The 12,652-nt window shown below is 66.1% G+C and carries 19 protein-coding genes; 10 read left to right on the top strand and 9 right to left on the bottom strand.

Annotated features, from left to right (window positions below; translation table 11 throughout):
* Nucleotides 1–20 precede the first annotated feature (20 nt).
* From P0D77_RS14940 to P0D77_RS14930, 3 genes are all read left to right on the top strand, one after another.
* A complete protein-coding gene (locus P0D77_RS14940; protein ID WP_277553906.1) occupies nucleotides 21–938 on the top strand; it encodes a serine/threonine-protein kinase RIO2 in 918 nt (305 codons plus the stop codon).
* A gap of 189 nt (nucleotides 939–1,127) precedes the next feature.
* On the top strand, nucleotides 1,128–1,718 hold the full coding sequence (locus tag P0D77_RS14935) for a 50S ribosomal protein L15e (protein ID WP_277553905.1): 591 nt from the start codon (nucleotides 1,128–1,130) through the stop codon (nucleotides 1,716–1,718).
* A gap of 105 nt (nucleotides 1,719–1,823) precedes the next feature.
* Nucleotides 1,824–2,504: a rhomboid family intramembrane serine protease gene (locus P0D77_RS14930; protein ID WP_277553904.1), complete on the top strand. Its 681-nt coding sequence runs from the start codon at nucleotides 1,824–1,826 to the stop codon at nucleotides 2,502–2,504.
* Here P0D77_RS14930 and P0D77_RS14925 read toward each other — a convergent pair.
* Genes P0D77_RS14925 through P0D77_RS14915 form a run of 3 tightly spaced genes read right to left on the bottom strand, consistent with a single transcriptional unit; the run spans nucleotide 2,498 to nucleotide 3,944 of the window.
* Nucleotides 2,498–3,112, bottom strand: coding sequence for a uracil-DNA glycosylase (locus P0D77_RS14925; protein ID WP_277553903.1), 615 nt, complete (start codon nucleotides 3,110–3,112; stop codon nucleotides 2,498–2,500). The two genes, P0D77_RS14930 and P0D77_RS14925, sit on opposite strands and share 7 nt — an antisense overlap.
* Nucleotides 3,113–3,142: 30 nt before the next feature.
* A complete protein-coding gene (locus P0D77_RS14920; protein WP_277553902.1) occupies nucleotides 3,143–3,763 on the bottom strand; it encodes an endonuclease dU in 621 nt (206 codons plus the stop codon).
* A 10-nt stretch (nucleotides 3,764–3,773) separates the two neighbouring features.
* Complete coding sequence (locus tag P0D77_RS14915) at nucleotides 3,774–3,944, bottom strand: DUF5786 family protein (RefSeq protein WP_277553901.1); 171 nt, start codon at nucleotides 3,942–3,944, stop codon at nucleotides 3,774–3,776.
* Nucleotides 3,945–4,056: 112 nt separating this feature from the next.
* Between P0D77_RS14915 and P0D77_RS14910 the strand changes: the two genes are divergently transcribed.
* A complete protein-coding gene (locus P0D77_RS14910; RefSeq protein ID WP_277553900.1) occupies nucleotides 4,057–4,683 on the top strand; it encodes an MBL fold metallo-hydrolase in 627 nt (208 codons plus the stop codon).
* A 119-nt stretch (nucleotides 4,684–4,802) separates the two neighbouring features.
* On the opposite strand, the gene P0D77_RS14905 is transcribed toward P0D77_RS14910, so the two are convergent.
* Nucleotides 4,803–4,952 carry a 50S ribosomal protein L40e gene (locus P0D77_RS14905; protein WP_277553899.1) on the bottom strand — a complete coding sequence of 50 codons (150 nt, stop codon included), beginning with the start codon at nucleotides 4,950–4,952 and terminating at the stop codon, nucleotides 4,803–4,805.
* A gap of 108 nt (nucleotides 4,953–5,060) precedes the next feature.
* Nucleotides 5,061–5,327 carry a thioredoxin family protein gene (locus P0D77_RS14900; protein WP_277553898.1) on the bottom strand — a complete coding sequence of 89 codons (267 nt, stop codon included), beginning with the start codon at nucleotides 5,325–5,327 and terminating at the stop codon, nucleotides 5,061–5,063.
* 120 nt (nucleotides 5,328–5,447) lie between these two features.
* Between P0D77_RS14900 and P0D77_RS14895 the strand changes: the two genes are divergently transcribed.
* From P0D77_RS14895 to hisE, 3 genes are read left to right on the top strand one after another with little or no spacing between them, the layout of a single operon-like run.
* On the top strand, nucleotides 5,448–5,609 hold the full coding sequence (locus P0D77_RS14895) for a preprotein translocase subunit Sec61beta (protein WP_277553897.1): 162 nt from the start codon (nucleotides 5,448–5,450) through the stop codon (nucleotides 5,607–5,609).
* A 58-nt stretch (nucleotides 5,610–5,667) separates the two neighbouring features.
* Nucleotides 5,668–6,303 (top strand): pyridoxal 5'-phosphate synthase glutaminase subunit PdxT, encoded by a 636-nt coding sequence (gene pdxT, locus P0D77_RS14890; protein WP_277553896.1) that lies wholly within the window; start codon nucleotides 5,668–5,670, stop codon nucleotides 6,301–6,303.
* A complete protein-coding gene (hisE, locus tag P0D77_RS14885) occupies nucleotides 6,300–6,629 on the top strand; it encodes a phosphoribosyl-ATP diphosphatase (protein ID WP_277553895.1) in 330 nt (109 codons plus the stop codon). Before pdxT ends, hisE begins: the two co-directional genes overlap by 4 nt.
* 32 nt (nucleotides 6,630–6,661) lie before the next feature.
* Here hisE and P0D77_RS14880 read toward each other — a convergent pair whose 3' ends face one another.
* From P0D77_RS14880 to phnD, 3 genes are all read right to left on the bottom strand, one after another.
* On the bottom strand, nucleotides 6,662–7,666 hold the full coding sequence (locus P0D77_RS14880; RefSeq protein ID WP_277555815.1) for a PhnE/PtxC family ABC transporter permease: 1,005 nt from the start codon (nucleotides 7,664–7,666) through the stop codon (nucleotides 6,662–6,664).
* Nucleotides 7,667–7,737: 71 nt separating this feature from the next.
* On the bottom strand, nucleotides 7,738–8,493 hold the full coding sequence (locus tag P0D77_RS14875) for a phosphonate ABC transporter ATP-binding protein (RefSeq protein WP_277553894.1): 756 nt from the start codon (nucleotides 8,491–8,493) through the stop codon (nucleotides 7,738–7,740).
* Nucleotides 8,494–8,625: 132 nt separating this feature from the next.
* Entirely contained in the window at nucleotides 8,626–9,573 is a 948-nt protein-coding gene (gene phnD, locus P0D77_RS14870) for a phosphate/phosphite/phosphonate ABC transporter substrate-binding protein (protein WP_277553893.1), read from the bottom strand.
* A 184-nt stretch (nucleotides 9,574–9,757) separates the two neighbouring features.
* On the opposite strand from phnD, the gene pheA reads away from it, so the two are divergent.
* A complete protein-coding gene (gene pheA, locus P0D77_RS14865) occupies nucleotides 9,758–10,576 on the top strand; it encodes a prephenate dehydratase (protein ID WP_277553892.1) in 819 nt (272 codons plus the stop codon).
* Between the two features lie 192 nt (nucleotides 10,577–10,768).
* Entirely contained in the window at nucleotides 10,769–11,206 is a 438-nt protein-coding gene (locus P0D77_RS14860) for an Hsp20/alpha crystallin family protein (protein WP_277553891.1), read from the top strand.
* Nucleotides 11,207–11,229: 23 nt separating this feature from the next.
* Here the strand turns inward: P0D77_RS14860 and hisH are convergent, their stop codons facing one another.
* A complete protein-coding gene (gene hisH, locus P0D77_RS14855; protein WP_277553890.1) occupies nucleotides 11,230–11,874 on the bottom strand; it encodes an imidazole glycerol phosphate synthase subunit HisH in 645 nt (214 codons plus the stop codon).
* Between the two features lie 166 nt (nucleotides 11,875–12,040).
* Here hisH and P0D77_RS14850 point away from each other — a divergent pair, with 166 nt between their 5' ends.
* Nucleotides 12,041–12,517: an Hsp20/alpha crystallin family protein gene (locus P0D77_RS14850; RefSeq protein WP_277553889.1), complete on the top strand. Its 477-nt coding sequence runs from the start codon at nucleotides 12,041–12,043 to the stop codon at nucleotides 12,515–12,517.
* Nucleotides 12,518–12,652 lie beyond the last annotated feature (135 nt).

The following is a 12,652-nucleotide window of genomic DNA, read 5'->3' as shown; positions in this document are numbered from 1 at the left end:
CGAGCGACGACACACGGGTAATGGTCGGGAACGTCGCCTCCGTGATGGCCGAACTCGAACCCGAGGACTTCTATCTCCTCTCGGGCGTCGAGCAGGGGATGCGCTTCTCCGAGTGGGTGAACGTCGAGAAGATACCCGGGTACGCCGGGCTCTCCGAAGAGAACGCCGACTACCGCATCGACCGCTGTGCCGACCGCGACCTGATCCGGCGCAAGACCATCCAGTACGAGGGGTACCAACTCACCTTCGAGGGGTACGACGCGCTGGCGTTGCACACGTTCGCGGAACGCGAGACGGTGACGGGGATGGGCGCACCGCTCGGCGTCGGGAAAGAGAGCGACGTGTACGAGGTGGAGTCGTACCGCCCGATGGCGCTGAAGTTCCACCGCGAGGGGTACACCAACTTCCGCGAGGTGAACAAAGAGCGTGATTACACCAGCGACAACCACCACGTCTCCTGGCAGTACACGGCGCGGAAAGCGGCCGAACGCGAGTACGGTGCGCTCGAAGACCTGTACCCGCAGGTGTCAGTGCCGCGCCCCATCGACCACAACCGCCACGCCATCGTGATGGAGAAACTCCCCGGCCCCGAACTGGCGAAGGCGAAACTCCGCTCCGAGCAGGTGGTTGGCGTCCTCGATTTGGTCTTGCGCGAGATGGACCTGGCGTACCGCGCGGGCTACGTCCACGCCGACATCTCCGAGTACAACGTCGCCATCAGCGACGACGGCGTGCTGATCTTCGACTGGCCGCAGTCCGTCGAGACGGACCACGAGAACGCCGACGAGTTGCTCCTACGCGACGTCGACAACATCATCAGCTACTTCCAACGCAAGTATCCGAGCGAGATGCCCGACGTGGAGCCACAGGTCGTCGCGGACGCCATCCTCGACGGCGAGTTCGAGTCGGTGCGCGCGTTCGGCGACGCCGAGGCGTGACCGACTCACCGCACACCGACCTATCGTCCGTCGCGATCTGAAACGGAGGCCTTAACAGCGCCAGCACAGAAGTATCGCTAACTCGCTGGCAGGTGGGCCGCCAGTGGGCACCCGGTACGCCGGGACGAAATGTGACCGCTCGGGGGTTCCTCGACGCGGTTGAATCGCAAGCGCCCGCGGAGCACACCTATGGCACGAAGCTTCTACTCCCACATCAAGGAAGCCTGGCGAAACCAGGACGAAGGCAAACTCGCGGAACTGCAGTGGCAGCGCAAGCAGGAGTGGCGCAACGAGGGCGCCATCGTCCGCATCGACCGACCGACTCGCCTCGACAAGGCGCGCGAACTCGGCTACAAGGCCAAGCAGGGCGTCGTGATGACGCGCGTCTCCGTCCGCAAGGGTGGCGCGCGCAAGCAGCGCCACAAGGCCGGCCGCCGCTCGAAGCGCCAAGGCGTCAACCGCATCGGTCGCCGGAAGTCCATCCAGCGCATCGGTGAGGAACGCGTCTCCCGCAAGTACCCGAACCTGCGCGTCCTCGCCTCCTACTCGGTCGGGCAGGACGGCTCGCAGAAGTGGTTCGAAGCGATCCTCGTCGACCCCGAGCACCCCGCGATCCAGAACGACGACGAACTCAACTGGATCTGTGACGACTCTCACAAGGGTCGTGCGTTCCGCGGTCTCACGAACGCTGGCTCCTCGAACCGTGGCCTGAGCAAGCGCGGCAAGGGCACCGAGAAGACGCGACCGTCGGTCTCGCGCGGCAACCGCGGCGGCAAGTAACGGCCGACGCGACACAGTCACACCCGTTTTTATCGACGCCACACGCCGAGCGACGGCCACGGTCACGCGCAAGGGCTAACCCGAGTGCCCCCCGAGGCGACGACGATGGACGGCGACGAGGCGACGGCGTCGAGCGACGACCTCCGCGAGTTCGCCGGGACGCTCGCTCGCCAGTACCGGACGGCACACACGCAGACGACGCTGACGCTCGCGTTCGTCACGGTCGTCGTGTTCATTCTGCAGGTCGCGGGCGCGACGCTGACGGGACTGCCCTCGGTGCGGTCGTTCACCGCGTTGCTGTACCTAGAGGGTGGACGCAGCGTGTACCTGCTGTCGCTGTTCTTGCACCGCGGGCCACTGCACCTGCTGTCAAACCTGCTCGTTCTCGTCGTCCTCGCGCCACAGGAGCGGCACTTCTCGCCGGGCGGCTACTGGGCGTTCGTGGTGACGGCAGCGACGGCGTCGCTGGCGGCTGGCTACCTCGTCCTCCTCCAGTTCAGCCCCGAACCGAACGTCGCCTTCTACGGCATCAGCGGCCTCGGCTACGCACTCGGCGGGTTCGCACTCGCCCGCGGCATCCGCTTCCGGCACACGCTCACGGAACTCGACACGCTCGCGGCCGTCGTCGGCATCACCTCGCTGCTCGACGTGGTGTGGAACCTCGCCGCGGCGCTTCCCGACGCGCCGCTGGCGGTCAACGGCGGCCACCTCGTGGGACTGGTCGTCGGCCTCTTGGTCGGGTCGCTGTGGCGACCCGCCTCTGCTCCGGTCCGCGACGATCAGTAGTCGCCGAGGCGAGACTGGCCGCCGCTTCCGCTCTCGTCGTCGTCGAGGCCAGCGAGTCGAGCGGCCTCGCGAATCGTCTCCTCGAAGGCGTCGGCCTGACTCCGGTCGTACAGCGTCGCCGCCGGGTGGAGACACACGAGGAGGCGAACGCTCGTCTCGCCCACGCGGGCGTCGAACACTTCGCCGTTCTCGCTGGTCACGGCGACCGAGCGTCCGAGTAGGTGTTGAGACGGGACTTTCCCGAGGGTGACGACCAGTTCGGGGTCGATGCGGTCGAGTTCCTCCGCGAGGTAGCCGCGACAGTTGTCGAGTTCCTCGCTGTGGGGGTCGCGATTGTCCGGCGGGCGGCACTTCACGCAGTTGGTGATGCGCACGTCCGAGCGTGCGAGGCCGGCGTCGCGAAGCGCGTCGTCGAGGACCGTCCCCGACCGCCCGACGAACGGTTCGCCCTGTTCGTCCTCGTTCGCGCCGGGCGCTTCCCCGACGAACACCAGGTCGGCGTCGGTCGGGCCGACGCCGTTGACGATGCGCGACCGCGAGTCGACGAGCGCCGGGCACCGCTCACACTCGCGCACGCACAGGTCCGCGTCCAGCGACTGCTCGCTCATACTCGAAGGCGGCCCGCCGCAGCCGTAAACCTACCCGTCGCGGTCGCGGCGGGCGGCCCGTTCGCGGTCCGCGTAGCCGCGCCCCGCGCGGGCGAGCATCCGCGCGACCCGGAGCGGTTCGGGTCGCCCCTGTCCGTCGGGGAGATGTGCGCGAACGACCCGCCGCGCAGTCGCGTCGTCGACGCCGACGGCCCGGACCCACAACCCCGGTGTGGCGTCTGCATCGTCGCCGAGGTGAATCGCTACCCGCTCTGGCAACGATTCGTAGGTCGCGAGCCGTCGCTCGCGCGCCTCGCCTTCGAAGTGTTCGCGGATGTGTGGCTCCAACCCCTCACTCGCCTCGAAGGAGACGGCGAGCACCGGTCTGTCGGTCGCCGTATGGACCGCGTTGAGGTCGACGACGTTGAACCACGCGGGGGCGACGCCCGCGAGCAAGAGGTAGCGAACGTCCTCGCGGTCGAGTCGCTCGACACACGCGATGACGGCGTCCGTCGCGTCGGTGCCGCCGACGGTACACGTCGCGAACGACGCGCCGTCGACCACGCGGTCGACGCGGACGACTGCTCCGGCGACGGTCGCGCGGTCAGAAGCTGTGGTTGTGCGGTCGCTCGAGGAGACGGCGACTCCCAGCGCGCGCGTGCCGGACTTCACCGCGGCGTGCTCAGTCTTTGATCTCCTCGAGTTTCTCGAGGAGGTCGTCGGTCGAGGCTTCGAACTCGAACTCGACGTCGCCGTCGTGGTCGGCCTCGCCGTCGTCGACGGTGGCGCTGTCGAGGTCGGAGTCGAGAGTCTGATTCTCCTGTTCGGATTCGTCGTAGCTCCCGAAACCCATAGCTACCAGAATCTAGTGAGTTGCGACTGAAATATCTGCGGGTAATCTCGGAAGTTTGACACGCGTCTGCCGCGGCAGGTCCGCTTTTCACTCCGGGCCGTGAGCCACCGATATGGACGCGGTCAACGTCACGGCCGACGCCGAGGACTTCACCTGCAACGCCTACTTCGTCGACGGCGCGGTACCCACGCTCGTCGACGCGGGAACGATGCCCGGGGTCGTCGACGTCGTCGCGGAGTACACCGACGCCGTCGACCGCGTGGTCCTCACCCACCAGCATCACGACCACATTGGGGAACTCGACGCCGTGCTCGATGCCTTCGACGCGGAGTTGTACGCCTACGGCGAGCACCCACGTCGCGACCACGCGCTGGCAGACGGCGACGAACTCGCTATCGGTGACGAGACGGCGACGGTGGTGTACACGCCGGGACACGCTGCCGACCACGTCTCGTTCGTCACCGAGACGGCGGTGTTCTCGGGCGACGTCGTCGTGTACAACGACGGCGCGTTCGACGACGGGTCGTTCGGCCGGACAGACATCGCCGGGCAGTCGCGCGAGCGACTGATCGAGAGCCTGAACGACCTGCTGGACGTGCTCCCGGACACAGTCGAGTCGCTGTACGCGGGCCACGGCGACCCGTTCCACGGCGACCCCGACGCTGACTCCGTCCGCGACGTCATCGAGCGGGCGCTCTCGCGGGCGGAGCGACGCGAACCGAAGTATCCCGACCAGTAAGCGGGCAGCCCCCGCACCGCTCCGGTGACGCGCAGCGCGGCGACACGCAAGCGAGACGCACGGCTCTCGACGAGCAGCGTTCGCGAAAAGGTAACCGGGCGTGTGCCCGGCGCTCGGCGTTATGCGGTACGGGGCTCTTTGGCCTTCGGGCGCAGACGACCGTAGCCGCACTTGCGGCAGTTGGTCGCTCGCTGCGGGTTCCGTGCGTTACACCGCATGCAGATGAGCTTGTCGAGCGTGCGGCGCTCGGCCGCCTCGAATTTCGCCATACGTGTGTGAGCGACGCCGTCCCTGTTAACGGTTGCGAGTCGGAGACGCTCGACGCCGTCGCTCGGAGGCGACGAGTCGGGAGAACGGGTGTCGCGCGGTCGGCGGCGTTACGCGCCGGCGCTCGCCAGCGCTTCCTCGATGTCCTCGCGCTGGGTGACGCCCACGAAGCGGTCGACGACGCCGTCGTCGTTCTCGATGATCAGCGTCGGGAGCGACCGCACCTGATACTGGTTGGCGATCTCTTGTTCCTCCTCGACGTCGACCTTCTCGAAGGACACGTCGGGGTAGTCTTCCTCGAGTTCCTCGAGGATCGGATCCTGGGTCTTGCAGGGGCCACACCAGTCCGCGTAGAAGTCCTTGAGTCGAACACTCATACGAACGATCCGTAGTGAGAGCCTGCGGATAAGGATTACTCACTCGGCGGCGACGCCCGCTACCGACCGTTCGCGTCGGCTGTCGAAAGGCTTAGGCGGACCACCCTCTTGGCAGACGGTATGAGCAGCGGCCAAAACAGCGGCGGCCTGATGTCCAGTGCAGGGCTCGTCCGCTACTTCGACGCCGAGGACCGTAACGCGATCCGGATCGACCCGCGGACCGTCGTCGCCTTCGGACTCCTGTTCGGTATCTTCGTGTTGATCCTCGGATTCGCGTTCTGAACGCAGCGGATCGCCGGCGAACGACACCTTTTCACACGACGCACGCCGCAGTTCGGCTATGAAAGCGGGCGTCATCGCCGTTCAAGGCGACGTCTCAGAACACGCCGACGCGGTTCGCCGCGCGGCCGCGAGCCACGGCGTCGACGCCGACGTCGTCGAGATTCGCGACGCCGGCGTCGTGCCGGAGTGTGACGTATTGTTACTGCCTGGTGGGGAGTCGACCACCATCTCTCGACTCCTTTGCGACGAAGGGATCGACGAAGAGATTCGCGACCACGTCGCCGCCGACAAACCGCTGCTGGCGACGTGTGCGGGCCTCATCGTCGCCTCCCGTGACGCCAAAGACGACCGAGTCGCCACGCTCGACGTCCTCGACGTGAGCGTCGACCGCAACGCCTTCGGCCGACAGGCCGACTCATTCGAGGCCCCACTCGACGTGGCCGGTCTCGACGACCCGTTCCCGGCGGTGTTCATCCGCGCGCCCGTCATCGACGAGGTGGGCGCAGACGTCGAGGTACTCGCCTCGTGGGACGACGACCCAGTCGCCGTCCAACAGGGGTCGATCATCGCCACGTCGTTCCACCCCGAACTGACGCCGGACTCCCGCATCCACGACCTGGCGTTCTTCCGGCAGGAACACGCCGCGGGCGGCGACGGAGACGAAGCCGACGACGGCGCGGAGGTCGAGGCGTGAGCGACGACACGACGGACACGGGCGAGTCACCCGAGACCCCCGATTCGGAGGTGCTCGACGCCCTGTTCGCCACCATCGAGGACCGGAAGGAACGACTCCCCGAGGAGTCGTACACGGCGTCGCTGTTCACCCACGAGAAAGGTGAGAACGCGGTGTTAGAGAAAATCGGAGAGGAGGCGACCGAGACCATCCTCGCGGCGAAAGACGACGACACCGAGGAGTTGACCGCCGAAGCGGCGGACCTGGTGTACCACCTGCTCGTGCTGTTCGCGCAGAAGGACCTCGACGTGGCGGACCTGCAGGCGGAACTGCGCGAGCGATTCTGATTGCGGCCTCGAACACGGAATCGGCGGCGTCGTTACTTCTTGCTGGAACCGCTGATCCACTTGCCGCCGTCGAAGAGGTTCTGTACTGCGTCGATGAGCGACGAGCCCTCGTGTTCGCCCGGACGAAGGCGGGCACGCAGGCGCGAGGAGACCAGTTCGACCGACAGGACGATGATGACGATCATCACGAGTCCGGCGGCGGCTTGGTCGAACGCGAGCAGCGAGAGTCGCCCCTTCACGTACTGGCCGAGTCCGCCCGCGCCGACGACGCCCAGCGAGATGGCGATGCGGACGTTGATCTCGAGGATGTACAGCGTCCACGCGACGAACGACGAGGACACCTGCGAGAGCATCCCGAACACGACCGTCTGCGGCGAGGACGCACCAGTCGAGGAGATGGCCTCGATGGGGCCTTCTTCGATCTCTTCGAGTTCGTCGGTGAACAGGCGGCCGAGGTTGCCGACGGTGTCGGTGCCGATGGCGAGCATCGCGCCGACGGGGTTGATGCCGACCAGCGGCACGTAGATGAGCACCCACACCAGCGCCGGGATGGCGCGGATGGTGCTCATCGTCCCGCGGAAGATGAAGTTGAACGGGAAGGGGACGACCCGCTCGGAGCCGAGGACGCCGAACAACAGCGCCAGCGGGAAGCCGAGCACTGTCCCCGTGACGCCGATGACGATGGTCGTCACCGCGCCGCCGACGATGGTGAGGCCCTGGTCGCGGTTGAGGATGCTGTCGAGGAGCGACCCGGGGTTGGTGAGCGACGCCCACAGCGCCTCCCAGCCGTGGAGACCCTGTTCGACAGCGAACAGCGTGACGAAGTGGAAGTCAGGGGCGAGGAAGTCGGCGACGTTCTCGAAGAAGCGCGGCAGTTGCGAGACGACCTCTGCGAGCGTGAACCCGAGGAACGTCATCCCGACCGCTTGGATCACGAGCACTGCGAGGATGCCCGCGACGAGCAACACCCGACCGATCAACTGCGCTCGTTCGATGACTGCGAGCGACTCTTCCAGCCGACCGATGTCCCCGGTCAGTCTCGACTGGCCGTTCGTCGACGAGGTGCCGCCGTCGGCAACGACGTCGTCGTCGCGGTTGGTGTCTCGCGTCACTGTGCCACCTCGCGAGCGAGGTCGGCCTCCTCGCCGTCGTCGTTGTAGTAGATGTCGTCGACGATATCCATCGTGAGGTCGTCGCGACCGCCGTCGAACACGAGGCCGCCGTCGCGCAGGCCGATGTAGCGGTCGCCGAACTCGCGAGCGATCTCCACTTGGTGGAGGCTGGCGATGGTCGTGAGGTCACGCTCGCGGGCGGCGTGTTTCATATAACTCATCACCTCTTCGGCGGCCTTCGGGTCGAGGCTGGCGACGGGTTCGTCAGCGAGGAGGAGATTCGGTTGTTGGACGAGTGCGCGGGCGATGCCGACGCGCTGTTTCTGTCCGCCCGACATCGACCCGGCGCGCTGTTGGGCCTCGTCGAGGAGGCCGACCGTCTCCAAGGCGTCGAGTGCGGCGAGTTTGTCGTCGCGGTCGTACCACGTGAACACCGAATCGAGCAGGCCTGTCCGCGACAGTGCGCCGGTGAGCGCGTTGCGGTAGGCGCTCATCGTCTCGATGATGTAGTGCATCTGAAACACCATCCCGATGTCGTTCCGGCGGCCACGGATCTCCTCGTCACCGATCGACACCGACCCCTCGGTGGGGCGTGTGAGTCCGTTGAGCAGGCGCAACAGCGTCGACTTCCCGGCACCGGAGGGACCGAGGAGTACGACGAACTCGCCGTCCGGAATCGTGAACGAGACGTCGTCCAGAGCGACGGTGTCGCCGTACCGTTTCGTGAGGTTCTCGACCGAGACGGCTGGCATTGTGACAGCATACGTGCACGGTGGTTTGACCGTTACGGAGTCGAATCGGTGAAAATAACAGAGAAGCGCGGCTCTACGGCCCGAATCAGGCGATCGGAGGACCGCGAACGACCCGACGCTGAACGGCGGCGGTTACGCGTTGCCTTCGTTCAGCAGGTCCGTCGACAGGCCGAGTTCGTTGGCCACGTCGACGACGGGCTGGTAGGTGTCGACGTCGGCCGCGCGGACGCCGTCGAACCAGATGTCGTCGTCGGTGCCGTCCTCGCCGTCGGCGCCGAAGTAGGCCGACTCGGGGGCATTCTCGAGGCGCGAGACGATGGCGTTCTTCTCCTCCTCGGAGAGTTCGGGGCTGACGATCATCGGGGCACGCGGGATGCCGCTCTCGCGGGACACCTCGCGGATGCCCTCGACGTAATCGCTGGTGTCGTAGTTCCACGCGATGAACCGACCGACGCCGGCGGCGTCGACCTGTTCGTTCTTGAGCGCCTCGAACGCCTGTGCGTGGCTGGACCACGTCGCGTCGAACTCCGCACCGCTCGCGGAGGTGGGCGCGTCGCCGATTTCGAGGCCCGCCTCCTTGAGTTGGTACAGCGGGTACAGCGACCCGGACGCGGAGGTCATGTCCGAGAACGCGATAGACTTGCCCTGGAGGTCGGTGAGACTCTCGATGTCGCTGTTCTCGCGGGTGATGATCACCGAGTGGTAGTCCCACGAGCCGTAGGCGTGGCGCTGGAGTGCGATGTCACACTGGTCGGACTTGACGCCGAGTGCCGCCGCGAACGGGCCAGTCTCTGCGACGTCGGCCGTGCCCGAGCCGAGGCCCTGCAAGACCGCCGTGTAGTCGGCCGCGTAGTTGAACTCCACGGAGACGTCGCCGTCGAGGCCGCCTTCGAGGTAGTCGAGGTAGGGATTGTACTGGCTGCGCATGTAGTCCTGGGGCTCCGTCGGGGAGACCATGAACTCGACCGTGCCGTTGCCGTACGGCTGTTCTCCGAAGTTTCCGATACATCCGGACAGGCCCATCCCGGCACCGACTGCCGCAGCAGTACCCGACCGCTTCAAGAAGTCGCGTCGATCCATTACGTGAGTCGCTCTGTTGTTTTATTTGATAACTTTTCCCGTTTGAAGATCATATGAGTACCAGTAGCGTACGGAGTTTCCACGTCCGTTCACACGGCCGCCGGTCGGTAACCGGATACCGTACACTGGTGAGAATACTGTCACACCCGGTGTCCTTATCGGGGGCCACGGCACACCTCGGGGTATGGAAGCAGTCACGCTCGGTCCTGCGGGGACGTACTCTCACCGCGCCGCACGGGCCGTCGCCGACGACGTCGCCTTCCGCGAGTCGGTCACGGCTATCGTCGAAGCCGTCGCTGACGGCACGTACGAGCGAGGCGTCGTCCCCGTCGAGAACAGCATCGAGGGGAGCGTCACCGAGAGCCTCGACGCCCTCACGAACGCCGACGTGTCGGTCGTCCGTGAGATCGTCACGCCGATTCGCCACGCCCTCCTCGCGCAGGCGGAGACGTTCGACGTCGTCGCGTCGCACTCGCAGGCGCTCGCGCAGTGTCGCGACTACCTCGAACGGGAGTATCCGGACGTTCGCCAGGAAGCGGTCGCGTCGACCGCCCGCGGCGTCGAACGCGCCCGCGAGGATCCGACGGTCGCGGGCATCGGCCATCCGGCGAACGCCGAGTCGATGGACGGCGGCGTCGACTTACGCGTCCTCGCCGAGGACATCCAAGACAAGTCGTCGAACGCGACGCGGTTTCTCGTCATCGGCCCCGAGTCCGCCGGAAGCGACGCCGGCGGCAAGACGTCGGTCGTCGTCTACCCCGGTGCGAACTACCCCGGCCTCCTGTTGGAACTGCTCGAGGCGTTCGCCGACCGCGACGTGAACCTCTCGCGCATCGAGTCGCGGCCAAGCGGGGAGCGTCTGGGCGACTACCTGTTCCACATCGACTTCGAGGCGGGCCTGTACGAACAGCGGGCACAGGCGGCGCTTTCGGACGTGGAGTCCATCGTCGGCAACGGCTGGGTGCGCGTCCTCGGGTCGTACGACACCGAACACGTCGTCTAACACCGGGGGGCGGTTGCGAACAGGCGACGCCGCGGCGGTACTCCCGACGGTGGCGTCGCACACCCGCGAATCGCCGGAAGCCGCGGTTACCGCACGGCGGTGCTGGCGTCGGCATCGGTGATGAACCCTCACACCCGAAACTCCTGTGTGTTTGCCGACACGCTCAAGCCCGATAGCGTGCTACTGTTGGGTATGAAAGGTCGACGACCGTTCGACGACATCACCGATCTGTTCGAGCAACTCGGCGAGGAGATAGACGAGGTCGGAGAGGCACTCGAGACCCGTGCCCGTTCGGACGTGGCGGTAGACATCCTCGAACGCGACGATGCGTTCGTCGTCCACGCGGACCTGCCCGGCTTCGACCGCGACGACATCGATCTGTCGGTATCTGGGCAGGAGTTGACGATTCGCGCGGAGTCGACGGCCGACGAGGAGGCGGCCGACGAGACGGACGAGGGGCGATTCCACCGCCGCGAGCGTCGCGAGCGGTCGATCACACGCCGGGTCCGACTCCCGGGCGAGGTCGTCGCCGCGGACGCGACAGCGAAGTACAACCACGGCGTGTTGACGGTGACGCTGCCAAAACCGGCGAGCGACTCCGAGGACACTACTCGTATCCACGTGGAGTAACGAGTCGGGCGAAACGCGGCGGTTCAGTCGGCGGTAGCGATCTCGCCGTCGTGGTACGCTTCGGCGTAGTCGACGAAGTTGCTCAGGATCTTGAGGCCTGTCTCACCGCTCTTCTCGGGGTGGAACTGCGTGCCCATCACGTTACCCGCCTCGTTTGCGGCGACGGCGGCGAAGCGACGGCCGTACTCACACGAGGCGATGGTGCGGTCGGTCACGTCCGCGCAGTAGGAGTGGACGAAGTACGCGTAGTCGCCGTCCTCGATGCCGTCGACGAGGGGGTGGTCACGCTCGGGCGTCAGTTCGTTCCAGCCCATGTGCGGCACTTTCACCGAGTCGGGGAGACGCTCGACCCGGCCCTCGATGAGGCCGAGGCCCTCCACGACCTCTCCCTCGGGTGCACCTTCGGTGCTCTCGTCGTACATCAGTTGGAGGCCGACACAGACGCCCAGAATCGGCGTGTCCTCGGCCTTCTCGACGAGGACGTCGTGGAACGGCTCGGAGTTGGCGACGCACTCTTGGAACGCGCCGACGCCGGGAAGGACGATGGCCTCCGCGTCACGGATGGTGTCGGGATCGCTGGAGACGACCACCGCTGCTCCGGCACGTTCGAGGCCGCGGCGAAGGCTCCGGAGGTTCCCCACGCCGTAGTCGATGACGGTGACGTTCATACTGCATCTGCGAGTGCGCGGGTGAAAACCGTTACCCGTCGCACCGCGAATCGACGGTATGATCCGCGTTTCCGCTTACTGAGAAACCGCGACGTGAGGCTGGCTATCACGCGTCTAGCGACGTTTAATATCTGAGCGAACGTCAATACGCCTCGGTGATACTACAATGAGCAACATTACTCCCTTCGACGAGATGAACCGGATGTTCGACCGTATGTCTCGCAACTTCGGCACCGTCGGTAACTTCGGCAACTTCGGCGACTTCGGCCGAATGGATCTGAGCGACCTCGACTCGATGCGACGAACGGGCATCGACATCGACGTGGCCGAGTACGACGACGAGATTGCCGTCGTCGCCGACCTCCCCGGATTTACGAAAGAGGACATCGACCTGTCCGTCCGCGACGGCGTCCTCACCATCGGCGCCGAGCGCTCGATGAGCACCGACGAGGGCGACGAGTCCGGGTCGTACCTGCGCCGCGAGCGCCGTACCGAGTCGATGCGCCGTTCGATCAGCCTCCCCACCGACGTGGTCGAGGACGATGCCAGCGCGACGTACTCCAACGGCGTCCTCACCGTCACCCTCCCCAAAGTGACCGTCGAGTCCGACGACGAGGACAGCCACCGCATCGACGTCAACTAACCCTCGTCATCTCGGTCTGACGCTCGGTTCTCCCTCTTCGCTTTCTCACTCGGCTTTCACACGCTGTACGTCCCCGTTCACACGCTGTACGTCCCCGTTCACACGCTGCTAGATGGCACTCTTCCACGCCGATAC

The organism is Halobaculum limi (genome assembly GCF_029490015.1).
Lineage (GTDB): Archaea > Halobacteriota > Halobacteria > Halobacteriales > Haloferacaceae > Halobaculum > Halobaculum limi.
Note: the sequence above shows the minus strand (reverse complement) of the source record. Positions and strands in the feature narration are given on the sequence as shown.